Here is a 25,217-nt window from a genome sequence, read left to right as displayed (position 1 = left end):
GGGTTAACCTTGTTTGATGAGCTGTTGCATTTGGGAAGCTACAGCCTTTTTGTCGTCCTCGCCAGTGATACCACCGCCGACGATAACCAGATCCGGTTGAGCCTTCACGACTTCAGCCAATGTGCTCAGCTTAATACCGCCAGCCACGGCAGTTTTGGAGTTTTTCACGACTTGTTTGACGGTTTGCAGTGCTTCGAACGGGCTTTGTCCTTCAGCTTGTAGATCGTAGCCTGTATGCACACAGATGTAGTCAACGCCCAGAGCGTCAATTTCTTTCGCGCGTTGCTCCAGGTTTTTAACACCGATCATATCCACCAGGATTTTTTTGCCGCCTTGTTTTTTCGCTTCTTCTACTGCACCTTTGATTGTTGCATCTTCAGCTACAGCCAAAATCGTAACGATATCTGCACCAGCCTCGGAAGCTTTTAGCACTTCATAGCCCCCTGCATCCATAACCTTCAGGTCAGCCAGCACTTTCAGATTCGGGAATGCTTCTTTCATTGCTTTTACTGCATGAAGTCCTTCATTGATGACAATCGGCGTACCGATTTCTACGATGTCAATATACGACTCTACTTCTTTTACCAATGCAATCCCTTGCGGGATATCTACTAAGTCTAAAGCCAATTGAAGTTCCATGTTATTAACTTCACTCCTTAAGTGAATTTGTATTTTGATGAACAGGTACATGCTCTGTTGAGTATTACTCTATACTTTAATTTCATGCACAGGTTTGATTGTAAGGCCCAGCTATCCGGTTGAAAAGTACGCACTAATTCGTAACGTAGTTACCCCCACGATACTATAGCATCATAAAAACCATCCATGAGAGAGCCTATACTTTGTCTTTTTTAGTATTATTTCTATAAGGAGAGTCAACTATTCGTAACCGAGGATTTTGCAAAAATCCCATAAGCGACTTCCAATGAACAAGATATAGATCGAAATGGTTTGGTTCGTCTATATCTTGCACTTCGAAGCGACTGGAATCGAATTTTGCAAAATCCATAACCGTACACAGCAATGTAAGGTTGCAAAAAAAAAGAAGATAGCGATGATTGAATTGACTTCAAGTTAGGTTTTGACTATATTTGCAATATACGGTATGCAAAAATGGAGGCTAGCAGCATAACTGCCCTGAAAAATAGCCATTGGGCTAGGGGTAACCGCAATTTTCAGGCTAGGGAGGCGGGGTCTAATGGAAGAGGTCTTGAACCAAAGGGAAGCCATTTATTTGTTGTCGGACAGTCACGAACTCGATAAAGCTTGTGAGTTGTTTAGACTCAGCTACACACATAATGATTGGGATGAAGCGAACAAAGTAGCAGACTTTCTGCATACGTTGGCTGAAAACCTGTATCACACCCAACTGAGAAATGCTGCAGACGGCAAGTATGAGACATTGGACACCAAACACCCGCTAGTGTTTTATTATGCTTACAGTTATCTGGCGAAGTCTATTTACTATCAGAATATGGGCAAGTATGAGGAAGCTAGAAACTATATTATGAAGTATAGCGAAATGGGCTGGTTTATGGGGCTGGATCAGAGCGGTCACGAAGAAGTAGAGAGATTCCGTTTCCTCGCCAAGGCCAATTTATTTACGATTGAGTTACTTTCGGGGAGAAGGGAACTTTTGCCTGAGTACGTTCAATTTCTTCATGACAATGAAGAGGAGTTACTTCCAGGATTGGTTGGTATTGCGGAAGCGGCTAACTTGAATAATTGGAATATAGACGACCTGCTGAACGATTTTGCTGATGATATTAAAATATTTGAAGGTTATGAAGATAGAGCAAACCGCGTATATTATCTAAAACTGGTCAACCAATTGGCCATTTACCATTTCAAGAAGAAGCAGTACTCCGTTGCCTTAAATTATGTTCTTGATTCTCTGCAATTCTCTGCCAATGTAGAAGTGGATGCCAATTTCAGGACATTGGTTGCTCTGTTTGAGACTTATCGAGATTGGGCAACACCATCACAGCAAGAGCAATACCAAACCATTTTATTAAGGGGGCTTCATAATGAAAAAGGCATTAATCTCGGTAACTATGGCCTTGGCGTCTCTTAGTATTGCTCTTCCGGTGGGAAATATTTGGGGAGGGTTAGACCCCGTGATTCCTTCAAATCATGGCGTTTTTTCTTATCCTGCTTGAGTTTCAGATTTAGATCCTTAAGCCCGATAGGCCTTTTGTACATAAAGGGAGCACACTTTTACGCATTTTGCGATCCGTGTGCTCCCTTTTTTATGCCAAAATTTATTTTACGACATACGAAGTCAGGCTATTGGCCAGATGTTGCATCGTTTCACTCGCCTTTTGCATACGGTCCATCACTTCAGTGAAAGAGCCTACCAGAGTCGCCTGCTCTTGAGAAGAAGAAACAATTTGCTCAATTTCCTGCTCCATTTGATGAATGGAGTTCTGTACATCCTTAAGGGCCCCTTCAATATCGACCGTCGCCTTTTTGGATTCTACGGATAGCTTGCGCACCTCTTGAGCGACGACACCAAAGCCTGCTCCTGCTTCTCCGACACGCGCGGCCTCAATCGCTGCATTCAATCCAAGCAGGTTGGTTTGATCGGAAATTTCCTTGATGAACACAGCTACCTGATTGATTTTACCCGAGTTTTGCACAGCGATTTGGGTGTTTTTCAAAATTTGTTCACTGGTTGCCTGAAGTTCCTCGGAATGAGCTGCTACATGCTGTACCATATCAATGAGCTGCTCGGTGATGGAGCGGTTCTCGGATACGAATTGATCCAGTTGATTTTTGTTAGTCAAATTATAAGAGGCCGCAAATGCTGCAATGACTTCACCTTTCTCGTCCAATACAGGAATACTGATCATATCCAGAGGAAAACCTAGAATTTCAGCAGGAATGTGGGTCAGGCTGGTCTCACGTCCATTTTTAAGCATGGCAAAATTCTTATAGTCCTCGAGTAGCTCCGAGCCTGTTTCAAAGCCGAGGTCCATACCCTCCGATTGGGTATACATAAGGACATGAGTTCGGTCGAAGAGAGCAAGGGTCACTTTCTCACGCATGATCTGTTGTATGTAGGGAATGGCTGCAATTAATGCATCTATTGTATTCAAATAGATAACCTACCTTTCTTTACTAGGTATATTTTTTATAGTCTCGTATATAGTTGTCGGTCTAAAGATGGATAAAAGTTATAAAGATATTGAATCTTTAAGGAAGTGAAAGCATCAGAAAAAAAGGCATACCATTTCCATTACGAAACGATATGCCTTCTATTTAATCTGAACGTGTCAGTGCTGCGTATAGGTAGTTCACTTGCCGCGTTGCTCGAACAGTTGTGCGATTTCCACAATAACCTTGGTAGCGAGCACCATGTTGTCCACCGACACATATTCAAACTTACCGTGGTAGTTCTCCCCACCTGTAAAAATATTCGGTGTAGGCAGTCCCATGTAGGATAGCTGTGAACCGTCTGTACCGCCACGGATCGGCTTGATAATGGGTTCGATATTCAGCTTTGTCATTGCTTCATAAGCGACATCGACGATATGCTTGACTGGCTCTATTTTCTCTTTCATGTTGTAATATTGATCTCTCAGCTCCAGCGCAATACGGTTTTCTCCATATGCGGCCTGCAGCTCTTTGACTACATTTGTTAAATAAGCTTTCCGGTTTTCAAAGCTCTCGCGGTCAAAATCACGGATAATATAGTACAGTTTAGCTTGTTCTGCGGTGCCTGTAGAATCCAAGAGATGATAGAAGCCATCATATCCGTCTGTATATTCCGGGGCTTCGTTTGCAGGTAACCGACTGTGCAGCTCCATAGCGATTTTGGCAGCGTGAATCATTTTGTTTTTAGCCGTACCAGGATGCACATTCACACCGTGAATGGTAATATGGGCGGCTGCGGCGTTAAAGCTCTCATACTCCAGTTCTCCGAGCGGTCCGCCGTCTACCGTATAGGCATATTCAGCGCCAAAAGCGGCTACATCAAAGCGTTCCGGTCCTCTCCCAATCTCTTCGTCCGGTGTAAAAGCAACGCGAATTTTGCCATGTTGAATTTCTGGATGGTCAATCAGGTAGTGGATAGCTGTCATGATTTCTGCGATCCCGGCTTTGTTGTCTGCACCGAGCAGGGTGGTACCATCTGTTGTGATCAGGGTGTGGCCTTTATATTGAGTCAGTTCGGGAAACTCACGTGGAGAAAGAACCACACCAAGCGAAGCATTCAGCGTGATATCGCCCCCATCATAGTTTTCCGTCAATTGCGGCTTTACCCCTGCACCAGTCAGCTCGGTAGCCGTATCGAGGTGAGCGAGAAAACCGATGACGGGAACCTCTTTATCCGTATTGGAAGGAAGGGTCGCCATCACATAACCATGATCATCAATAGTTACGTCTGTCATACCAATGGCTTTCAATTCGCCCACCAAGAGGTTGCCCAATGTGAGCTGTCCGGGTGTAGTGGGGCAAGTGTGACTGCTTTCATCAGATTGGGTATCTACCTGAACATAGGTAGTCAGGCGGTCAATCAGTTCCTGTTTCATGTGTGTATCCTCCTTGGTGTCATTTCTATTATGGTACGTATTTTATCATGATTAGGCTTATAATATGAAAAAAATGGTTGAACCTTTTAGGGATAATAGTAAAATAAAAGTAAAAATAGAGTAAAACGATTAAAGGAGTCTGCAATGCCTACGTTAAAAGATATCGCCCAGGAGGCAGAGGTTTCGATATCCACGGTCTCCCGAGTGCTGAATTATGATGAAACACTGTCTGTATCAGAGGAAACGCGGCGTAAAATTTTTGAGGTTGCCGAGCGTATGAAGTATACGACTGTTAAACGTAAAAATGGCGGTATTGGTCGTCAGCCCCGCAAGAAGGCAGATGGACCCATTCGGTTGGGCATGGTGCACTGGTTTAGTACGTACGAGGAACTGGAAGACCCTTATTATCTGTCTATCCGGTTTGGCGTGGAAAAAGAGTGCCGCCAAAGCGGGGCACAGCTGGAGCGTATTTTCAGAAGAGAGGACCTGACTGCGCTGAAGGCGTCATCCGAAGGGCTGCATGGGCTGATCGTGCTGGGGCATTTTAGCAGCGAAGAGGTAGAACGTATGCTGGAACTGCCCATTCCTTGCGTTTTTCTGGATCATTCGGTAGAGCGCACAGGGGCAGACTATGTGGTCATTGACCTTGCTCGCGCTACAGCTGATGCACTGGATTATTTGATGGGCGCAGGCCATCGTCACATCGGATATGTTGGCATGGGCAAGGATGAGCAGTCCCATGATTCCGAACGAGTCGAGCTAGATGCCCGCTATGAGACATTTTTGCGGTATCAGGAACAGCACAGGCTGTGCACGTCAAATGATATTCATGTGTGCGGCGGAACGGCGGCAGACGGCTTCCGTGCGATGGAAGCGGCTATTTTGGCAGGACCCGAAAATCTGCCTACAGCTTTCTTTGTTGCGAGCGATTCGGTGGCTATTGGGGTGTTAAAGGCACTGGAGCGGCATCACCTTGCGGTGCCGGAACGGATCTCCATTGTTGGCTTCAATGATATTCCGACAGCGGAATATTTGACCCCATCTCTGTCAACGGTCAAAACACATACCGAACTGATGGGAGAAACGGGTGTTCAGTTCTTGCTGCATACGGTACGCAACGGTGCAAACGAGGTGGGGCGCAAGGTCATCATTCCGACCGAGCTCATGATTCGCAACAGCAGTGCGCCGCTACATACCGATCCCCAATAAAATCTACGTTATTGATTTGGACAGCTCCGGCTTACCGGGGCTGTTTTTTGATATAAAAAGATACAAAAATGGATTGACAATTGCCTTGTAAATGCTTACATTGAACGTATATTATTTTACTAAGTTTTACTCGTCATTTTTACTTGAATATTTTACTGTGGTATAAGAGTGGAAAATAAAAGGTTGAGGTGACTGCCCATGCGTACCATTTTGCCGTTAAATGACCAATGGTTATACCTTCCGGAATATGTCGAGAGCGAAGTAAACGTAGGCATTGATGCAAGTCGGTATGAGCCAATTCAGCTGCCGCACACCAATGTAGAGCTTCCGTATAATTATTTTGACGACAAGGCATTTCAGTTTATTTCTACGTATAAAAGAGAGCTGACCATTCCGGCAGAAGCCAAAGGTAAGCGAGTGTATGTTGATTTTGAAGGAGTTATGACCTATGCTCAGGTGTATCTAAATGGGGTAAAAGCGGGGGAGCATAAAGGTGGATATACACCGTTCAGTGTTGAATTGACCGAACTTGCCGACTATGGTGGCTCCAATGTGCTCACGGTCATTGTCGATTCCACGGAACGGGACGACATCCCTCCCTTTGGGGCAGTCATCGACTATCTGACCTACGGCGGTATTTACCGCGAAGTGCAGCTGCGAATAGTGGAGCCTGTACACCTCGGAACGGTATTCGTTCAGACACCGGAGCCGCTTGCGGCAAATAAGGCGGTGCGCTTAGTCGTGGAGCTGGAGGGCATCGGCGATCAGCAGGACGACTTGACGGTCGCGCTACAACTGCTGGACGGAGCGAGCGTGAAGGCGGAGACCGAGCTGACAGCGGTGACGGCGGCAGAAGTAACGCTGGAGCTGAAAGAGCTGGGCGAACTGCAGCTTTGGGATATAGATAGTCCCAAGCTATATGAAGCGAAGCTGACGCTGCTACGAGGCGGAGAAGAGTTGGATCAGGTGACCGTGCGCTTTGGCTTCCGCGAGGCCGAATTTCAGCCGGACGGTTTTTACTTGAACGGGCGGAAGATCAAGCTGCTCGGCCTGAACCGTCACCAATCCTATCCGTACGTTGGCTATGCTATGCCCAAAAGAGCGCAGCGTCGTGATGCAGATGTGCTCAAGGAGGAGCTGGGGCTGAATATGGTACGGACATCCCACTACCCTCAGTCCCGTCATTTTCTAGACCGCTGTGATGAGATCGGATTGCTCGTTTTCGAAGAGATTCCGGGTTGGCAGCATATTGGCGGTGAAGCGTGGAAGGACCAGGCGGTGAGGGACGTAGAGGACATGATTATCCGTGATCGTAATCATCCCTCCATCGTCATCTGGGGCGTACGAATTAATGAGTCGCAGGATGACCATGATCTGTACACGCGTACCAATGAGCTGGCACGAAAGCTAGATCCGACCCGTGCTACGGGTGGTGTACGTTATATTGTAGGCAGTGAGCTGCTGGAAGACGTATATACGATAAATGATTTTGTTCATGATGGTGGGCACAAAAAATATTTGGCGAAGGAAATCCGCAATTTTGATACGTATGACGATACAGAAGGCGTAGATGGCGAAACGACAGGCTTGCGCCAGCCGTCTTTCGTTACAAAGCTGGATCATCCGGTCCCTTATCTGGTAACGGAATATAACGGGCATATGTACCCGACCAAGCGTTTTGACCAGGAGGAACGGGTAATGGAGCATGCACTGCGCCATACGCGGGTCCAAAATGCTTCCTATGCCGATGAGGGCATTGCCGGAGCGATTGGCTGGTGTGCTTTTGACTATAACACGCATGCTGATTTTGGTTCCGGTGATAAAATCTGCTACCACGGTGTCATGGATATGTTCCGCCTGCCTAAATTTGCAGCGAGCGTGTACCGGAGCCAGAAGAACGTCGAACAGGAAGTCGTTATGGAGCCGGTCACTTACTGGTCGCGTGGCGAGCGGAATATCGGAGGCATCGTGCCGCTGGTCGTGTTCACCAATTGCGATGAGGTGGAGTTCATCTACGGTCATGAGCGCAAAGGTGTTTATCGTCCGAACCGAGAGAAGTACCCAGCGCTTCCTCACCCCCCTGTCGTGATCGACGAGTTGACAGGCCACTGGAGCATGAAGTGGGAAGACGCTGTATTCATTGGGTACGTAAATGGGCAAGAAGTAATACGTAGATACTATTCACGTAATCCGGTGCCGACAGAGCTGCGCGTAGCTGCAGATGATACAGTGCTGGAAGCCGGCGATTGGGATGTCACTCGAGTGGTAGTCGATGCTCTGGACGAATACGGCAATGTATTGCCGTTCTATGCAGATCCCGTTTCGGTGGAGGTCGAGGGAGTGGGTGAATTGATCGGTCCTTCGAGCTTATCTCTGATTGGAGGACGTATTGCATTCTGGATTCGGTCGAAGGGGGAGGCTGGACAAATTCGTGTGAAGGTTTCTGCGCCTTCCCGTTTCGGTCCGCAGGAATTGAGCCTTCACGTGCAATAATGAAGCAAAGGCAACATACAATCCTACTAGCCACTTTTTATAACGTTTGAGCCTTCCATTATTTAAAAAAGGAGTTGTCCGCAGATTCTGTAAAGGATCTGAGAGGGCAACTCTTTTTTACATATATAGGGTACGTTAATCTATGAGTCTTTTAAATTGTGTCTTATTACTGAGTCACTTAACGTTACGTTCATAGATTGGAAGCATAGAATACACTATCAAAAGCAAGGGAGGTGAAAACTATGGCGATTCTTTTACCTTCGCAATTCTACAATCTTGCTGCTGGTGTGGGTAAGTCCTTTTTTGAAAACCTGAGAGGCGGTAATAATGCTACAATTACCGTGAATAATACGGGTGCCAATCCGGTTGATCTTGTGGTTACCCGTGTCAATGCTCCTGTGATCACTTATGTTATCCCGGCGGGCAACAGTCTAACGTTAGAAGTTGCTTTGCTGCTGGTAGCTGCTCTTCAGGCGACTCCAGTTGGAGCAGTAACAGGTACAATCCAAATTGCTACATCTGATTTCTAACTTGTAACGACCTGACTCTCTAACTCTAGCTTTGCCGAAAGGCAAGGTTAGAGCTTTTTTTGTTTGAAATTTTCTGAAACTTTTTTCATATTGTGCCGATATATACATATAGCATAGCAAACAACAACATCGAAAAGGAGTACCCTGTATGAGCTTTAGCAATCCGGTTTTACGTGATGACATCTTTTTGCGCGAAGATGAAAGAGAAGCTAGTGAACAACGCATGACCATTGGAGGAACGGTGAACAAAACGTTGCTTCTGCTGGTTCTGCTCATCGTCTCTGGCAGTATTACCTGGTACATGACCTATGAAGGAACTGTAGAGGTGCTATCTTTGCTGACGGCAGGATTTATTGGTATGGCAGGCGTAGCACTTGCGATATCCTTTTTTCCCAAGACGGCTCCGTTACTCTCTCCTGTATATGCGATTCTGAGTGGTTTTGCTTTGGGTGGCGTTTCAGCCTTTATGGAGTATGAGTACCCGGGAATTGTGGCTAATGCCATTTTGCTGACCGTGGGTATTTTGTTCTTGATGCTCTTTATGTATACACAGCGAATCATCAAGGTGACACGCGGCTTTATCTCATTCGTGGTCCTGTGTACGATGGCGATTTTTCTGGTGACACTGGTTGATTTTATTTTGAATTTTTTCGGTATGAATGTTCCGTATATCCATGAAACGGGTTGGCTGGGCATCGGCATCAGTTTATTTATCGTGATTATTGCGGCATTGAATCTGCTGGTTGATTTTAATTTTATTGAAGAGCAAGCAGATCAAGGCGCACCCAAATATATGGAATGGTATGGTGCTTTTGCATTGCTGGTGACTCTGGTATGGCTGTATGTACGGATTTTGGACCTGTTGGCCAAGTTCAGTAAGAGGGACTAAGTGCAGGGTGAGAAGAAAGGGATGGCTGAATGCCGTCCTTTTTTGTATTTTAAATAGACGGTTTAAAAATTGCATTTTACGTTAAATACATAGAAGTTGGGTAAAACATTAAGACAGACAGGAGAGGAGTGAGTACATGTATCAAGTAGTGCTGGTTAGGCATGGAGAAAGCGTGTATAACCGACAAAACCTGTTTACGGGCTGGACGGACGTGGACCTGACTGAACAAGGGACTCATGAGGCCATTGAGGCGGGACGTATTCTCAAGGAGGCTGGATATACGTTTGATTTGGCATTTGCCTCTGTGCTAAAACGATCTATCCGCACGTTGTATCACATCTTGGATGAACTGGATCATCTGTGGATACCTGTGCAGAAGTCATGGAAGCTGAATGAACGCCATTACGGTGCCCTTCAGGGGCTTAGCAAGCTGGATTCTGCCGTTGAATACGGCGAGGAGCAGGTTCATATCTGGCGGCGTAGCCTGACAGTGCGGCCCCCCATGCTGGATGAGAAAGACGAGCGGAGTCCGCATCGGGAAGAGCGTTATCGCAATATTAAGCCAGAAGAGCTGCCGCTTGGGGAAAGTCTGGAGGACACAGTGCATCGGGTCGGCGAGTTTTGGAAGCAGCGGATTGTACCTTTGATTCTCAAAAAGGATCGAGTTATCATTTCTGCACATGGTAACACTTTGCGGGCTTTAATCAAGTATATGGAGAATCTGGACGAAACCGCATTGCTGGATTTGAATATTCCGACAGGTATTCCGCTGGTGTATGAGCTGGATGAGCATATAGATCCCATCCGGCGCTTTTATCTCGGTGATCCGAGTCATGTAGAGGCTAAGAAGCAGGCTGTGGCCAACCAAAGCAAGGTAACGGAGTGAGTTTTCATACACAAAGAGGACAGGGCGCTTCCTCGCATCCTGTCCTCTTTGTGTTGGGTATAGATTAAGCGTTCGCTTCTTCTTCTTCTGATTCCTGGCTGTCTTCCTCTGCGGGAAGTGCCCACACCGACACACTGCCGGCACGAACGGGAAATATGCCGTAGCCATCCTGCCCGATCTTTACGATATGATCGTGATGCCCGGTCAAATCTATCCATTCTTCCCCTGCACGTTGTTTACCTACGAACATGCGCTTTTCCCCGTCATTTGCGTTGGTGATCACCACAGCACATCCGGAGCCTTCCAACTCAGGCACGCCTTGACGAACCCATCCAATCGTATGGGGATCATCGAAATAATCTTTTTGCTCACCATAAGCTTTATGGTACCGGGCATATAGTAGCGGGTCTAGCTCAGCTTGCTTGCCTTTCACGGGCGTTTGCCCCTGAATACCGTAGTAATCGCCGTAGAACACGCAGGGATAACCGTCCTTGCGCAGCAAGATAAGTGCATAGGCGCTGGGCTTAAACCAGTCCTCCACCCAGGATTCGAGCGCTTCGTGCGGCTGGGAATCATGATTATCGACAAAAGTAACCGAGTTCAGGGGATGGGTATGAACCAGCGTATCCTCGAAAATGGTGCTTAGATCGAAATCCTTGCCACCCAAGGAAGCGCTATGTAGTTTGTAGTGGAGGGATACGTCAAACAGGTCGATTTTATAATCAATGGTATCCAGGAACTTTTGACATGATTCCAGATCCGGTTTCCAAAACTCGCCTACCATATAAAAATCCTGCCCGCGTTTTTTAATCATTTCTGTAGCAAACTCTCGTACAAATTCATGATTAATATGCTTGATTGCATCCAGACGGAATCCGTTGCATTGCAGAGTGTCCACCAGCCATTTGCCCCAGCGGATCATCTCTTTGCGCACATCCTGATGATTATAGTCAATATTGGCGAACATTAAATAATCATAATTGCCGAATTCATCATCTACATTTTCGCTCCAGCTTTTATTTTTACCTAAAATACGATAGATTCCTGTCCGGTCCTGGCTCGCATCGTAATCGGTTCCGTTAAAATGTTCAAAGTTCCATTGAAATGTGGAATACTTCCCTTGTCGGCCGGGGAATGTAAATTTAGTCCAGCCTTCGATATCAAAGGGCTCGGAAATGACCTCATTGCGGTTATCCGGGTTGACCTCGACGACCTTGAATACTTCGGTTTCATCCGCACCAGCTTTATGGTTCATGACCAGATCGACATAGACGGCCACACCGTGACGAACGCAGGCAGCAACAGCTTCCAGCAGGTCTTCCCTGGTTCCGTATTTGGTGCGCACCGCGCCTTTTTGGTCAAACTCGCCCAGATCGTAAAGGTCATAGACGCCGTATCCCGTATCCTCGGGCGACTGGCCTTTGGTGACAGGTGGAATCCATATCGCGTCAATTCCTTTGGCCTTCAGTTCCGGTGCCAGGCGGGCAAGCTTCTTCCAGTGAGAACCGTCAGCTTCGACATTCCACTCGAAAAATTGCATCATCGTATGGTTCCTTTTCATGTGCGTCCCTCCTTTATATATAACAAGTTACCCACCAAGTGAGGGGGGCTAAACGTCAGACGGTCAATATGATGCTGAATGAAGAACAAGGATCGCTGTATAACGTATGCTAAATCATTAAAATTTGTTATACCTGAGTGTTCATAATGTCTCAATAGCTAGAAAAGGGAACGTGAAAACGGTAAAATGAATCTAACTTAACAATAGTTCGGGTTTTGGGCAAACCGTGGACCGCGAGTAATAGAGGAAAGGAGGGGTGGACGTGACAGAACCGCAGCAGAACAAGGATGAAGCGAGCAAACCGCTGATAAAAAAATGTACGTATTGTCAGGAGATGAAACCTTTAACGGACTTTCAGCGCAGAACGGGTCGCCGGGCGGGTCCTTATTCCCGGCGTGGTCCTTGCCGTTCCTGCCGGGGGTTGGCCCCGCAAGAACGTGCGGCTACGTCCGCTCCTTCCGGCGAGGAAGCGAACCTCTCGGCTGCTCCCGTGACGCAGCATAGCCTTGAAGCAAATACGGCTGTGCACAGCCTGGAGGCGTCACTACCTATGGAGGCACAGCGCCCCCGCAGGAAGCCGGTCACGGATAAAGCACGCGAGCGCCATCGGCAACGGGTTCGGCATCTGCTTAGCAGGCTGAAGCCTGCGGATACTCGGGCGTTGCGGCTCAATCGTAATGGCATGATTCGGCTAAGAGGTAAAACCGATCAGGGGAGACGCTGGCATCAAGAGATTGAGCTTGATCTGGCCATGACCCTGGTCAGAGAGCGTATGGCGGTGATTGTTAATCCATACACCGTGCGCAGACTGTATAGCAACAAGGAATTTCGTCAATATGTGCTTAAGCGTGACCGCTATACTTGCTTTTTTTGCGGGGGCTACGGTGACACGATTGATCATTTACTGCCTCGGGCAAAAGGGGGGCACACGACGCCGGTCAATTGTGTATGTGCTTGCAATGAATGCAATCAAGTTAAGGCTGCCCGTGATGTAGATGAGTTCATCGAGTCTGGTGTGCTGCAGCCGTCTCCTAATGATTTCGAACCATCTGATATTCCTGATGCTTCTGAAGACACCCTACGTAGGTAGGGCGATTCTGCCAATGCAGCTTGTTCGCCCGACCCACAAGTGGTGATGATCGGGCCTCTGTATGAATATATTTTGGGTTATTTTCATATTATCGAACTGAAACGTACGCTCTCTATTACCCTCCTCTAGTCTAAAATGACCCTTTTTCAAGGGAAACTTGGACAAAAATCGAGCTTATTCTAATTTTTATCTAAAATAACAATAAAAAATCTGCAGAAATTTGTGCAAATTTAAAATTTCTTCGACGATTGTGTTGTGAAAGGTGTAATATAGAGGTATAGGGTTCCGTTTCGGCCTGTTGTAGTCACGAAGGAACGCTTCGTGAGATATTCCGCAGCAGTAACAACAGAATAACGTCTGAGCAATATACAATTGGCATCTGCGATAAATCAGTCTTGCCCTTTAGGGTATAGGCCGGTTTAAGCTGTGCTTCTTGTATGTTTAAGGGCGTGAATTCAATGAACGTTTTATTGCTAGAGTTTATGGATACAGGTTACGAGAGAGGATGGACTTCTATTTTCACAGTAAAGGAGGACGTTCACGCATGTCTGAAAACCAACAAGAGGTGGCAGTAACACAAGAAGCTACCAAAGAGTCTCGGGATGTACTGGACCAATTGATGAAACCGGAGGTTCAGCAATCGCTGACCGTACTGGTAGAGAATCTGCCAAAGTTGACTGAGATGGTTACTTTGATGACCGACGCTTATGATGTAGCTCGCAGTCTGGCAACTGACCCTGTCTTTATCGGAGATATGAAAAACTCCATGGGAGAGTTTGTGAAGCCTGTAACAGAATCGGCTAAAGGATTGGCTTCTGCTGCGATTGAAGCAAATGACCGTGTACAAACTACGGATGGCAGTGTAGGTCTGTTCGGTCTGCTCAAAATGCTTAAAGATCCGAATGTACAAAAAACGCTGCGTTTCAGCCAGGCTTTCCTGGATATTCTGAATGAGCGCCAACGCGAAAGCAAATAATTACCTGATCGAGAACGGAGGATGGACATGTCGAAGCAAATTTTGATCTTGGGCGGCGGATACGGCGGATTGCTGGCCGCTCTTACAGCACGCCAGCATATGGACGCTAGTCAAGCCACCATTACAGTGGTTAACCGCTTTGCGTCGCACCAAATTATTACGGAACTGCACCGTTTGGCGGCAGGTACAATTGCCGAAAAAGCTGTGGCGCTTCCTTTGGAAAAACTGCTGCGTAACAAAGAAATTATCCTGAAAGTGGATACGGTTTCCGAAATTAAGCCTGACGATAAAAAAGTAACCCTGGCCAGTGGTGCTACATTGAGCTATGACGCTCTCGTTATCTCCCTGGGCAGCGAAACGGCATACTTCGGTATTCCGGGACTGCAAGAGCATAGCTTCACGCTGAAATCCGTGGCAGAAGCCAATCGCATTCGCGCACATGTGGAAGCTCGTCTGGATGCTTACAAGCAATCCGGTAACCAAGCGGACGCTACAATCGTTATCGGTGGTGGCGGTCTGACAGGCGTTGAGCTGGTGGGCGAATATGCTGACAAATTGCCTGCAATTTGTCGCGAAAAAGGTATTAACTACGAAGATATCAACTTGTATTGTGTAGAAGCTGGACCATCTATTTTGGCAGGCTTCCCTCAACCACTAGTTGATCGTGCAGTAACAAGCCTTGAAAAACGTGGCGTTCAAATCGTAGCGGGTGTTCCGATTACAGAAATGAAAGCAGACGAAGTTCTCTTGAAAGACGGACGTTCGATCAAAACGAACACACTGATCTGGACAGGCGGCGTACAAGGTAATGCACTGGTTGGCGCATCTGGTATCGAAGTAAACCGTGGTCGCGCAACTGTGAATAGTGCACTGCAATCGACTTCTCACGAAGACATCTTCCTCGCTGGCGACAGCGCAGTGGTGTTCCCGGCTGAAGGCGAGCGTCCATACCCTCCAACGGCACAGTTGGCTTGGCAAATGGGCGAATTAGTTGGTTACAACATCTTCGCTTATTTCAACGGGGCGAAAATGGAAAGCTTTACACCAGTATTCTCCGGTACACTGGGCAGCTTGGGCAGAACAGACGCGATCGGCACTGTAGGCGCGAATGGCACCCAACTGAAAGGCGCTGTAGCCACTTTGATGAAGGAAGGCAGTAATATCCGTTACTTGTCCCACATCAAAGGACTTTTTGCATTGGCCTATTAATATTTCTTACTTTTATATGCTTTATTCAAAGAGAGTGCAATTCTGTGCTCTCTTTTTGTTTTGCAGTTTAATCCATTATAAACCAGTATATGTAAAATGTCATGTGTATTTTTGGATATATGTTGAAAATTATGGTTGATCTGATATTTCTGTGGCAGTACACTAGTAACGAACAATACGAGGAGGGCATTATGAAAATCAGGTTATTAATCAGCCTTATGATTGTATTAAGTTTTGGTGCTACAAATATGAATTTGGTATCTGCTCAAGCTCAAGGACAAACGCCCATACACCTGAAGGTCAATGATCATTACGTTTTATACACCTACCCTGCATCACCTTTTGTGGATAAGAAGGGGAGACTGCTTATACCGCTCCAAGCGGCTGAGGATATACTGGGCGGCAAAGTAAGTTATAATGCAGCGAACAAGACGGCTGCTGTTGATCTGTTGGGGCGTAATGTAACGGCTACGATCGGATCACCCGAAATATCGGTTAACGGCGAACCGGTGACAATGGATACAGTCCCTATCATGCTGAGTAATGCAATGTTTTTACCGGTATCCATTTTGTTGAAGGATACAGATGCGAAGATGGAGTGGGATCCCCAACGTGGCTTATTGAAGCTAAGACATGATAGCTTTACAGAGAGTCCCGTTCTTATGAGGTTTAAGGGACAAGACTTGGCTCAAGTCATTGATGCGAACGCGTTTAATCTTACTTCCTTTGATTGGGATCGAAAAAAAGGCGTATTGGATATTTATGCTACGTACGAGAGCAGCTTATCACCCGACTTCAAGCAAATCGACTTTAATCCCATGATTGTGTACAGCAAAGGGGGCCATAGCGTATATCCTTATTCTAAACCCAGTATGTTTTACAAAGTCCAAATAACCAGTCCTGGTCATTTGGTTTATACAATAAATATAGGCGCGAACAATGCGGATAAAGATTATATAAAATATATTACTTCTGTAGGCAGATTGATTGAGTAGTGGAATGTATGTTGCTTGTACATCACAAAAAAGCGACAAAGGCTTAAGGGCCTTTGTCGCTTTTTTGTGAAAGATTAATCTTAGAAAGTAATGATTTGACTATTGTTTCCTTTATTACGTACATATCCAACGACTTTGGATACAGACTGTTTATCTTTAAGATAATCAGTAACGCCATCTGTCAGGTTGTTTCTTTGATTGTTCGAAAGTTTATTCCAGTCATCCGAATTTACATAAACCTCGACGATAGCTTCATTGCTGTCGCCTCTTACGGTGAAATCAAAGCCGACTCCATTATAGGTGCCATATCTATCGGACAAGTTACGTTGGATCGTACTTGCATCCAGAGAAGAAGCTACATCCTTCAAAGTAACATCGCCTCTGCTGTTGGTTGTAAAGGTCGCCATTTTATCCCTATTACTGGAGTTTTTAACCGTACCCTCTACATCAGCATCTTTATACTCTTTCAAAATATCATCCACGATGTCCTCCAGGAAGCTCTCTTTTCTGCTGTTGGATAGGTCAGTCCATCTGGATTTTGTCATTTCGATGGTCACCGTAATATCGTTTTTGTTACCATCCAGCGTGATATCTGAGTTGGTGTTGTAGTCATCGCTGTGATCATCGTTCAGTTTCTTTTGAAGATCCTTCAAGGAGCTAGAGCTATTTTTGCTCGCTTCATCTTTTAGCGTCTGATTGTCTTTTTGCAGTTGAGCAATGGTAGCGTCTTTCGTCGTGTTTGCTGCTTTCGCTGTGTTGAGCTCTTGAGTCAGCGTCGTAATTTGGTTGTTCAACGCCGTAACTGTAGACTGATCAATCGGAACGCCGTTGTCAGCAATGACTACGCGTTTGTTCGTGCCATCCCATGTTACTTTTTTATCCAAAGCTGTACCTGCCAGCTTCAGCGGGATATACGTCACGCCATCCAGCAGAAATGGTTCTGTTTTAGCATCAGTAGGAACCTCGGTTCCGTTGTAGATAATTTTAATATTGTTATATACTGCTTGGATCGGCTTAGTCACTTGTGCGGCATATGTGGATTGGCTGAAAAGAGCCCCGGATATGGCCAAGGCGGATACGGCAGTGATGATGACAGGTTTTTTGATAGATTTCAGTGATTTCATTCGTTGGTCTACCCCTTTATTTAAGAATTATAGCCTGGTTCATAGACTAGAGTAACATTAATGCCTACAAAATCCAACAGCTTGGAGAGTCATTATGGGTTGTGCTTATATTGGTTAGACGCAACAGCAACCATAAAAGTTGCCCTGTTCGCGCAAAAGTTTTTCCAAAAGTATCCGAACAACACAAAACAAGCCCGCTGCACAAGACAGCGAGACTTGTAGGTAAAACAGTGCGCCGAAGTTATCCATTCAGGATTATTTGCCGTCCTTCAGTTTGCCTGCTGTTTTCTGAAGATGGCCTTTGGCCTTATCCAGTTTACCTTCGGCTTGAAGGGATTTATTATCGGTAGCGTTTCCGATTTGGTCCTTGATTTCACCTTTGGCTTTGTTCACATTACCTTTGATTTTATCGCTAATTCCGTTATCCTTCATGTTGAAGCCCTCCTTATGTGATCGAACTTTCATTCAGCATGCTGTAGTTAGTCATTACCCGAGCAAGGGTAATACGAAACCAGAGGCTGTATATCACAGACGGGGGTATAATGTTGGATACGGGTTAAATCAGAACGTGAAGTGGGGAGTGAGCGCATGCTCAAAATTTTATTATTTATTCTCGTTATTCAAATTATTTACGTATCGGCGTATACACTGCGCATGATTCTGACGCTGAAAGGACAGAAGTACATTGCTGCGCTCATTAGCACCGTAGAAGTTACGGTCTATGTATTGGGCTTGAATGTTGTGCTTAAGTATCTGGATCAAGTGGCAAGTCTTGCGGTATACGCCATTGGCTATGCATTGGGTATTCTGATTGGAGCATGGATTGAGGAAAAAATAGCGCTTGGTTATGTCACCGTTAAGGTGATCAGCAATGAGATTAATGGAGGAATTGCCAATGCGCTGCGGGACAAAGGATACGGCGTTACAGCCTGGCTGGGCAGTGGGCGTGATGGAGAGCGCCTGGTGATGGAAATTTTGGCTAAACGGAAAAACCAGAATAGGCTGTATCAGTCCATTCTGGAGCTGGACCCTAAGGCTTTTGTCATTACGGTAGAGCCGAAGCAATTTCATGGCGGCTTCTGGACCAAGGCTATCCGTAAATAAACATTTTGGTAAATTGCGCATATTTTTTGGAGCTTGGAGCATATTAATACCCGCACAGGTGAATTTTTCAAAAATCCTGGCACAGGTGGGGATTAACAGTAAAATGACAGGGGATATTACCCTATAAAAAACCGAGGGGGGATATAGATGTACAGACGCCAGGCCCCGGAAATCATTCCAGAGGAAAATACGGCTATTTGGTCGTGTACAAATGAGGGTTGCAATGGCTGGATGCGAACGGATTTCACCTTTTTGAACGAGCCAGCTTGTCCATTTTGCCAAGCCTCGATGGGGCAGGAAATGCGGATGTTGCCGATTCTCAATCGGGCGGGCAATTCCTTTGTCGCCCAGCGCTCCTAATCCAGGATTCTGCAAGATCCACAATGGAAAGTGAGTACGATGATCACACTGCAATACTTATGAACGTCAAAAGCCGCTCCAGCGACATGCTGAGCGGCTTTTGGTTGTGATATTGGAGTAGGGGTGACCTGTTCCAAAGTAAGGTACACGTTGATCATGGCCTCTCGATGGGCTGCACGGAGTCACGATATACAATATGACCCTGCACCAGGACCCGACCAAAGCGACTGCCGGGATGGCTTATTTTTTTCATCATCGAATCAATTGCGGTACGTGCCATCTGCTCGATGTCTACTCCGACTGTGGTCAGTTGCGGAACAATAAGAGTGGCGTATACATCATTGTCAAAGCCGACCACAGAGCAGTCTTCAGGTACGCGGTATCCCAGAGCAATGAGCTTGTGCACCAGATTGTGAGCGACCTGATCGCAATTACATACAAAGGCAGTCGGCAGCGGCTGAGGAAGCTCCATTTCAACATAAGAGCCTTCGTCGTCCCGGTCACTGAGCACCCACTCGTTACGGAGAGGCAACCTGTGCTCCAGCAAGGATTTATAGTAGCCGAGGAAACGATCCTGAATACTACTGGTGGAATAGAGGTTGCCCACATATGCAATATCCCGGTGTCCCTGGGCGATCAAATAGTTGGTCAGCTCGTAGGCCCCGTAAAAATTATCCGTCACCACGGAGTCGATATCGGCATGCTCATCATAAAAATCGAGAAACATTTTGGGCAGTTCCATGGTTTGTACAAGCTCAATATATGGCTTGCTCACTTGGCCTAGGAGAATGAAGCCGTCCACCTTACGGTCGTAATAGATACGTGGGAGATTAAGCTGTTCTTCGTCTTCGCGATGGAGGATGTGAAGAATGCCGTAGTAGCCGTATGGCTCCAGTGCCCGTGAAATTTGCTGGTAGATGTGCAGATAAAACGATTGGCCAGGGCCGGTAAAACGTTCGGGAATGACAACACCAATGTTATAGGTGAGGCCCTCCTTCATGGACTTGGCAACGGTATTGAAACGATAACCCATTTCGCCCGCGAGCGTCTTAATACGCTCTTTTAGCTCCTCGCTAACCCCATCCTTGTCATTGAGCGCCTTCGACACGGTCACGCTGCTTACTCCCAGCTTATCTGCAATATCCCGCATCGTTACGTTGCTCTTCATTCCTGTTCCGCCTTCCAATTTTAAAAAGATAAGCATCTTGCCTAAATCCAAAGAATGGATGCAAAATGCTGGGGGGATATATTAGTAGCTTAGCTGCCTGTAAAGATACAAAGACTGGCAGCGTAGCTGCCCATAGAACAACAATTAGCCTGCGGGTAACAGTTGTTCTATGGATAGTATACATGGTTCCGCAAGCAGGATAAAGCCTGCGGCTTATGTCTGCTGAGAAGGACGGGAGTGCGCTTTCAATAGCGCTTCATTGTGATGAATCAGATCACGGCGAACAGCGGCGCTGCTGAGAGAGCGCAGCGGGTCGGATGGTGTATTGAAGGTGTAGTCCTCCAGTCGAGCGATGGTGGTCGTCGCCACGTGGATACGGGTATCACTAGATGCGTAGTAGATAAAGACTTCATCTTGCTCGTTAACAACAGCCCCGTTGCAAAAAATAACATTCGAAACGTCGCCCACGCGTTCCTCATCATAAGGAGCTAGAAAGTGCCCGCCGGGCTTAGCAATGACGCGCGTAGGGTCTTCCAGACTGGTGGCAAAGGTATACAGCACATACCGCAGCCCGGCGGCCGTATTGCGTACCCCGTGAGCGATATGAATCCAGCCGCGGCTGGTCTTAATCGGGGCAGGCCCCTGTCCGTTCTTGGCTTCGTACACCGTATGATAACGGCGCTCATCAATGACGGTTTCGTGTTCAATCACGGGCTGTGTAATATCTTTGCACAGGCCGAAGGCAATGCCACCGCCCGAGCCGGTGGAAATAAACCCGTCCTGAGGACGAGTATAGAAGGCGTATTGACCGTCCACAAATTCAGGGTGCAGGACAACGTTGCGCTGCTGTGGGGACTGGGTAGTAATGTTGGGAAGCCGGGTCCATGTACGCAGATCACGAGTACGGACCAGTCCGGCCTGAGCGACAGCACTGGAGGTATCGTGAGGTGGCGCGTCAGGGTCCTTTTTTTCCGAGCAATAAATACCGTAAATCCAGCCGTCCTCATGCTTCACCAGCCGCATATCGTACATATTTGTTTCTTCCGGGTCGATATCTTCCCATACTAGGGGAGCGTCAATGAATCGAAATTGATCAATGCCGTTATCGCTTTCTGCCAAAGCGAAAAATGATTTTCGATCCAGTCCTTCGGTACGCGAAACAAGAATATATTTTCCTTCATGATAGATCGCCCCTGGATTCAATGCCGCATTTACACCCAGCCGCTCCATGAAAAAGGGATTAGTTTGCGCATCCAGATCGAACCGCCAGTGAAGTGGAACATGATGGCGTGTGAGCACTGGATAGAGGTAGCGCTCGTAGATACCATTGTAAAAGGTAGTTTTAACCTCATTAGGGCGTGTAATCAGTTCCTCTTGCTGCAATAGCAGCTCATCGTATTTGCTATGAATCATTGGTTTTCCATCCTTTCTAGCATTTCTATGCAAAATCGGCTGTTGTGATAAGGGCACTTCCAAGGGCCTGCAATCTCTCTCGCATCAGGCTTACCATCCGCTTGAACTGACCAGAACCATTCGCCTCCGGGGCGCGGATCTATGATATATTGCCGAGTATAGGCCCACAGATTACGCACAATTTGCAGAAATCGTTCGTCATTTGTACGTTGAAACGCATTGTAAAAACCAACCATCCCCTCGGCCTGTACCCACCAAATACGTGAGGTGTCTACCCGCTCTCCTTCCCGCTCGTTGATGAGCGATCCGTCTGGCTGAACAGCGCGCTCTGCTACCGCATTGGCAATATCCATCACCATATCCACGTATTCTGACGGGTAATAACCCAGCACATTCATAGCGTCCTCAATCAACCAGCTGGCTTCGATGTCGTGACCATATGAGGTCAGGTCAAGCAGAGAGCGCCATTCACGATCGAAGAATACCCCCAATCGTCGGGCAGAAGCATCGTAAACACGACGATATAAAATATCCAGTACGTTCGTCAGTGCATCTCGAACCTCTTCATTTGGCCAGACGCGCAGCAATTGGGTATACGCTTCCAAAACATGAATATGCGTATTCATGGTGATATGCGCGGTAACTCCATTTTCGCTGAGCAGCTCATTAGGCTGCGTGTTCCACAAGCGGTCATATTGTTCGCCGTATGCCTGCCGGGCGGGATCATATCCTTTTTGCTCCAGCAGGTGGAACAGCTCCATAGCTAGTGGCAATGCACTCGGGTCGTCTGTGGCACGTGCATACTCTGCTAGCGCATAGATCGCGAATGCCTGCGCGTATACATGCTTGCACGTGTCCACGGGTTGCCCGGTGTAGTCCACCATCCAATACATTCCTCCATGTAATGGATCAAGCAGGTGATCTCGCAGGAATGTGAATGCATCTCGTGCGGCTTCTGCATAGGTATCTTCCCCTGTTACACGGGCAGCCGCCGAGAAGGACCAGAGTAGCCGTGCAGTGGCAATCCCGCCTTTGTCGGCTTGGTTATGAGTGTGCAGATCCACATCCACCTCGCCGTAAAACCCACCGTGTGTCTCATCCTTCAGTCCAAGCCAGAATGGGAGTATGTGTTCCTTCCATTCCTGTCTAATTTCGTCCAGTAGTGTTGCCAAGAGACAAAGCCTCCTTCGGGAAAAATATTAGGTTATCGTTAACTTTACAGAATTATCATATCTAGCTGTTTGTAAACTGTCAACCATGCTAAATTGGTGTTTTTTCATAAGGTGTGACCGATTCCACTTCACAAAAAAAGAATATTGCAATTGACATAGTAAGCGCTAACATAATAAAATGATTTTGTTACTTTAACGATAACCTTATTAAAAAACAACAGGAGGAGTCGTCTCATGAAGTTGTCCAAGGTTTTGATGTCATTACTATCTGTGGTTTTGTTAGCTGGGCTGTTTACTGGCTGTACCTCAAAGAAGGATGAGCCAGCTGCCAGCTCTGATCCAAAGGCCGTGGAAGGTGAAATTACGGTTATCACACAGCGGACAGATATTGTGGATACGGTATTTCAGGACTACGCCAAGGAATTTAACAAGCTTTATCCGAACGTGAAGGTCAATTTCCAGGCATTGGCCGATTATGATGGTCAAATTAAAATTCGAATGGGGACCAGGGATTACGGGGATGTTTTGCTGATCCCTGGCAGTATTCCAGTTGAAGAGCTGCCCAATTTTTTCGAACCACTGGGTACTTATGAGGAGATGAAAAACAAGTATACCGGCATTGAAGAACGTACGGTGGATCATAACAGCTACGGTATTCCGATTGCGATGGTTTACTCTGGTGTGATTTATAACAAAAAGGTGTTCAAGGACGCAGGAATCACGCAGCTTCCCAAAACACCGGACCAATTCCTGACAGCGTTACAGCAGATTAAGGACAAAACCAAGGCAGTGCCGCTGTTTACGAACTATGCCTCTGGTTGGGCACTGACCCAGTGGGAGTCTAGTCTGGCAACATTGGCGGGTACAAAGGAATACGTGAATGTCACACAACCGAATACAGATGACAATTTCACAAAGGGCCAGCCTCACTATGAACTGTATAAGGTCCTATACGATGCAGCTAAAAAAGGCCTGATTGAAAAAGATCCAACGACTACGGATTGGGAGACCTCCAAGGCAGATCTTGCTCAAGGCAAAATCGGTACGATGGTGCTTGGCTCTTGGGCAATTGACCAGATCAAAAGCACAGCTCCTAACAAGGATGATATCGGTTTTATGCCATTCCCGACGAATGCCTCCAAGGTACTTGTACCGCTAGCTGGTGATTTTAATCTCGGTATTAACGTAAACAGTGAAAATAAAGTGGCGGCCCGTGCCTGGGTGGACTGGTTTACCGAAAAGTCCAACTATGCTGTAGAGCAGGCAGGCAGTATTAGTCCGCTGAAGGGTGCTCCAATGCCTAGCATTTTGAAGCAATACGAAGATCAGGGGGTCGTTTTTGAAACACTTACTCCATCTCCAAAAGGACAGGAAGGAATTGTTGATAAAATAGATAAAATGGGAGAAATTGGTCTATGGCAGCCTGATTTCAAGAAACGCATTATTGAGGCAGCGGTGGGTAACCGCCCGGAATCGTATGACGCCATTATGAAGGATCTGAACGATGCATGGGTGAAGGCGCGTGCTGAAGTGGCTGCTAAGGAAGCAAAATAGCCATCTGAACTGACGAAAAGAAAGGATCGACGTAGCAGTCGATGGACGGATAGCCAGGAGGTGCAGCATGTTAAAATTTTCGAATCTCAGCTACTCCAAACAAAGATTGGCGATTATTGTTGCCTTTTCATTTATTCCGCTAGCGCTGCTGATCACTTTTGCGTACTTGCCAGTGATCAATATGTTTAAGTACAGCTTTTCGGACTGGAACGGCTATAGTAAGCGTCTGGAATATGTGGGTTTTGAAAACTATATCAAAATCTTTACCGATCCCGAGTATTTCTCGGTGTTTAAGGTCAGTCTGTATTACTTTGTAGCCACGTTTGTACAGATGGGTCTGGCCCTTTATTTTGCAAGCATTCTCAGCTTTCAGACCTGGTTTAAAAATTTCTTTAAAGGCGTTTTGTTTTTTCCTTCCCTGATGAACGGGGTGGCCATTGGTTTTATTTTTCTATTCTTTTTTAAGCCAGACGGCACGCTCGATACACTGCTTCAGGCAGTGGGGCTGGGTTCGTATGTCAAGCTGTGGCTGGGCAACCCGGAGATTATCAATATTTCGCTGGCGGGCACGTCGATCTGGAGATACATGGGCTTTAACTTTATTGTGTTTCTAGGTGCGATTTCTTCCATATCCAGTGATCTGTATGAAGCAGCCGATATCGATGGGGCCAACCGCTGGCATCAGTTCCGCTCAATTATTTTGCCGAGCATCAAGCGGATTTTGCAGTTGAACCTCATCTTGGCCATTAGCGGTGCGGTCAGTGCATTCGATATTCCGTATATTATGACCGGTGGCTCCAATGGTAGCGAAACATTCGTCATTCAGACGCTTGATGTGGCATTCAAATACAGCAAGGTCGGTTTGGCCTCGGCGATGGCGGTTGTTCTGCTGCTGATCGTAATCGCTGTTACGCTGCTTCAACGGTTGCTAATTCGGGGAGAGGAGGACTAA

The 25,217-nt window shown here is 46.6% G+C and carries 23 protein-coding genes; 14 read left to right on the top strand and 9 right to left on the bottom strand.

The annotated features are described in order from the left end of the window. Nucleotides 1–3: 3 nt before the first annotated feature. Nucleotides 4–639: a 3-hexulose-6-phosphate synthase gene (hxlA, locus tag MKY16_RS23850; protein ID WP_029518706.1), complete on the bottom strand. Its 636-nt coding sequence runs from the start codon at nucleotides 637–639 to the stop codon at nucleotides 4–6. Between the two features lie 559 nt (nucleotides 640–1,198). Here hxlA and MKY16_RS23845 point away from each other — a divergent pair. Continuing rightward, on the top strand, nucleotides 1,199–2,074 hold the full coding sequence (locus tag MKY16_RS23845; RefSeq protein ID WP_340933623.1) for a DNA-binding protein: 876 nt from the start codon (nucleotides 1,199–1,201) through the stop codon (nucleotides 2,072–2,074). 187 nt (nucleotides 2,075–2,261) lie between these two features. On the opposite strand, the gene MKY16_RS23840 is transcribed toward MKY16_RS23845, so the two are convergent. Both MKY16_RS23840 and pepT read right to left on the bottom strand, forming a co-directional pair. Continuing rightward, a complete protein-coding gene (locus MKY16_RS23840) occupies nucleotides 2,262–3,098 on the bottom strand; it encodes a methyl-accepting chemotaxis protein (RefSeq protein ID WP_069011007.1) in 837 nt (278 codons plus the stop codon). Between the two features lie 198 nt (nucleotides 3,099–3,296). Beyond that, a complete protein-coding gene (gene pepT, locus MKY16_RS23835; protein WP_209947651.1) occupies nucleotides 3,297–4,532 on the bottom strand; it encodes a peptidase T in 1,236 nt (411 codons plus the stop codon). A 144-nt stretch (nucleotides 4,533–4,676) separates the two neighbouring features. Between pepT and MKY16_RS23830 the strand changes: the two genes are divergently transcribed. From MKY16_RS23830 to gpmA, 5 genes are all read left to right on the top strand, one after another. Continuing rightward, entirely contained in the window at nucleotides 4,677–5,741 is a 1,065-nt protein-coding gene (locus MKY16_RS23830) for a LacI family DNA-binding transcriptional regulator (RefSeq protein ID WP_340957311.1), read from the top strand. Between the two features lie 198 nt (nucleotides 5,742–5,939). Beyond that, complete coding sequence (locus MKY16_RS23825) at nucleotides 5,940–8,234, top strand: glycoside hydrolase family 2 protein (RefSeq protein ID WP_340957304.1); 2,295 nt, start codon at nucleotides 5,940–5,942, stop codon at nucleotides 8,232–8,234. 242 nt (nucleotides 8,235–8,476) lie between these two features. Then, a complete protein-coding gene (locus MKY16_RS23820) occupies nucleotides 8,477–8,764 on the top strand; it encodes a hypothetical protein (RefSeq protein ID WP_029518700.1) in 288 nt (95 codons plus the stop codon). A gap of 148 nt (nucleotides 8,765–8,912) precedes the next feature. Next, on the top strand, nucleotides 8,913–9,653 hold the full coding sequence (locus MKY16_RS23815; RefSeq protein ID WP_023990900.1) for a Bax inhibitor-1/YccA family protein: 741 nt from the start codon (nucleotides 8,913–8,915) through the stop codon (nucleotides 9,651–9,653). A gap of 136 nt (nucleotides 9,654–9,789) precedes the next feature. Beyond that, on the top strand, nucleotides 9,790–10,539 hold the full coding sequence (gene gpmA / locus MKY16_RS23810; RefSeq protein ID WP_029518698.1) for a 2,3-diphosphoglycerate-dependent phosphoglycerate mutase: 750 nt from the start codon (nucleotides 9,790–9,792) through the stop codon (nucleotides 10,537–10,539). Between the two features lie 64 nt (nucleotides 10,540–10,603). Here the strand turns inward: gpmA and MKY16_RS23805 are convergent, their stop codons facing one another. Further along, complete coding sequence (locus MKY16_RS23805; protein ID WP_029518697.1) at nucleotides 10,604–12,100, bottom strand: alpha-amylase; 1,497 nt, start codon at nucleotides 12,098–12,100, stop codon at nucleotides 10,604–10,606. Nucleotides 12,101–12,362: 262 nt separating this feature from the next. Between MKY16_RS23805 and MKY16_RS23800 the strand changes: the two genes are divergently transcribed. The 4 genes from MKY16_RS23800 (at nucleotide 12,363) to MKY16_RS23785 (ending at nucleotide 16,370) form a co-directional block, all read left to right on the top strand. Beyond that, the gene (locus tag MKY16_RS23800; RefSeq protein WP_340957301.1) at nucleotides 12,363–13,190 is read left to right on the top strand and encodes an HNH endonuclease; all 828 of its coding nucleotides are present in this window, start codon (nucleotides 12,363–12,365) and stop codon (nucleotides 13,188–13,190) included. Nucleotides 13,191–13,734: 544 nt separating this feature from the next. Continuing rightward, nucleotides 13,735–14,166, top strand: a complete 432-nt coding sequence (locus MKY16_RS23795) for a DUF1641 domain-containing protein (protein WP_029518696.1) — start codon at nucleotides 13,735–13,737, stop codon at nucleotides 14,164–14,166. Nucleotides 14,167–14,193: 27 nt separating this feature from the next. Then, complete coding sequence (locus tag MKY16_RS23790; RefSeq protein ID WP_029518695.1) at nucleotides 14,194–15,375, top strand: NAD(P)/FAD-dependent oxidoreductase; 1,182 nt, start codon at nucleotides 14,194–14,196, stop codon at nucleotides 15,373–15,375. Nucleotides 15,376–15,566: 191 nt separating this feature from the next. Next, on the top strand, nucleotides 15,567–16,370 hold the full coding sequence (locus tag MKY16_RS23785) for a copper amine oxidase N-terminal domain-containing protein (RefSeq protein ID WP_340957298.1): 804 nt from the start codon (nucleotides 15,567–15,569) through the stop codon (nucleotides 16,368–16,370). Between the two features lie 80 nt (nucleotides 16,371–16,450). On the opposite strand, the gene MKY16_RS23780 is transcribed toward MKY16_RS23785, so the two are convergent. Further along, nucleotides 16,451–17,494 carry a stalk domain-containing protein gene (locus MKY16_RS23780; RefSeq protein ID WP_340957296.1) on the bottom strand — a complete coding sequence of 348 codons (1,044 nt, stop codon included), beginning with the start codon at nucleotides 17,492–17,494 and terminating at the stop codon, nucleotides 16,451–16,453. 255 nt (nucleotides 17,495–17,749) lie between these two features. Continuing rightward, entirely contained in the window at nucleotides 17,750–17,926 is a 177-nt protein-coding gene (locus tag MKY16_RS23775) for a CsbD family protein (RefSeq protein ID WP_340957295.1), read from the bottom strand. A 156-nt stretch (nucleotides 17,927–18,082) separates the two neighbouring features. Between MKY16_RS23775 and MKY16_RS23770 the strand changes: the two genes are divergently transcribed. Both MKY16_RS23770 and MKY16_RS23765 read left to right on the top strand, forming a co-directional pair. Continuing rightward, complete coding sequence (locus MKY16_RS23770) at nucleotides 18,083–18,598, top strand: DUF2179 domain-containing protein (RefSeq protein WP_013312523.1); 516 nt, start codon at nucleotides 18,083–18,085, stop codon at nucleotides 18,596–18,598. Between the two features lie 147 nt (nucleotides 18,599–18,745). Further along, complete coding sequence (locus MKY16_RS23765) at nucleotides 18,746–18,958, top strand: cold-shock protein (protein ID WP_025721956.1); 213 nt, start codon at nucleotides 18,746–18,748, stop codon at nucleotides 18,956–18,958. Between the two features lie 154 nt (nucleotides 18,959–19,112). Here MKY16_RS23765 and MKY16_RS23760 read toward each other — a convergent pair whose 3' ends face one another. From MKY16_RS23760 to MKY16_RS23750, 3 genes are all read right to left on the bottom strand, one after another. Then, a complete protein-coding gene (locus MKY16_RS23760; RefSeq protein ID WP_029518692.1) occupies nucleotides 19,113–20,126 on the bottom strand; it encodes a substrate-binding domain-containing protein in 1,014 nt (337 codons plus the stop codon). A gap of 213 nt (nucleotides 20,127–20,339) precedes the next feature. After that, nucleotides 20,340–21,539 carry a glycoside hydrolase family 130 protein gene (locus MKY16_RS23755; RefSeq protein WP_318627716.1) on the bottom strand — a complete coding sequence of 400 codons (1,200 nt, stop codon included), beginning with the start codon at nucleotides 21,537–21,539 and terminating at the stop codon, nucleotides 20,340–20,342. Beyond that, nucleotides 21,536–22,711 (bottom strand): AGE family epimerase/isomerase, encoded by a 1,176-nt coding sequence (locus tag MKY16_RS23750; RefSeq protein WP_340957293.1) that lies wholly within the window; start codon nucleotides 22,709–22,711, stop codon nucleotides 21,536–21,538. The genes MKY16_RS23755 and MKY16_RS23750 overlap by 4 nt, the downstream gene beginning before the upstream one ends. A gap of 234 nt (nucleotides 22,712–22,945) precedes the next feature. On the opposite strand from MKY16_RS23750, the gene MKY16_RS23745 reads away from it, so the two are divergent. Both MKY16_RS23745 and MKY16_RS23740 read left to right on the top strand, forming a co-directional pair. After that, a complete protein-coding gene (locus tag MKY16_RS23745) occupies nucleotides 22,946–24,265 on the top strand; it encodes an ABC transporter substrate-binding protein (RefSeq protein ID WP_039271804.1) in 1,320 nt (439 codons plus the stop codon). Nucleotides 24,266–24,332: 67 nt separating this feature from the next. Further along, nucleotides 24,333–25,217 (top strand): carbohydrate ABC transporter permease, encoded by an 885-nt coding sequence (locus tag MKY16_RS23740; protein ID WP_039271802.1) that lies wholly within the window; start codon nucleotides 24,333–24,335, stop codon nucleotides 25,215–25,217.

Origin of the sequence: Paenibacillus sp. FSL L8-0641, assembly GCF_038006265.1 — a bacterium.
GTDB lineage: Bacteria > Bacillota > Bacilli > Paenibacillales > Paenibacillaceae > Paenibacillus > Paenibacillus polymyxa_D.
The sequence above is the reverse complement of the archived record's forward strand: the minus strand, read 5'-3'. Positions and strand labels throughout refer to the sequence as shown.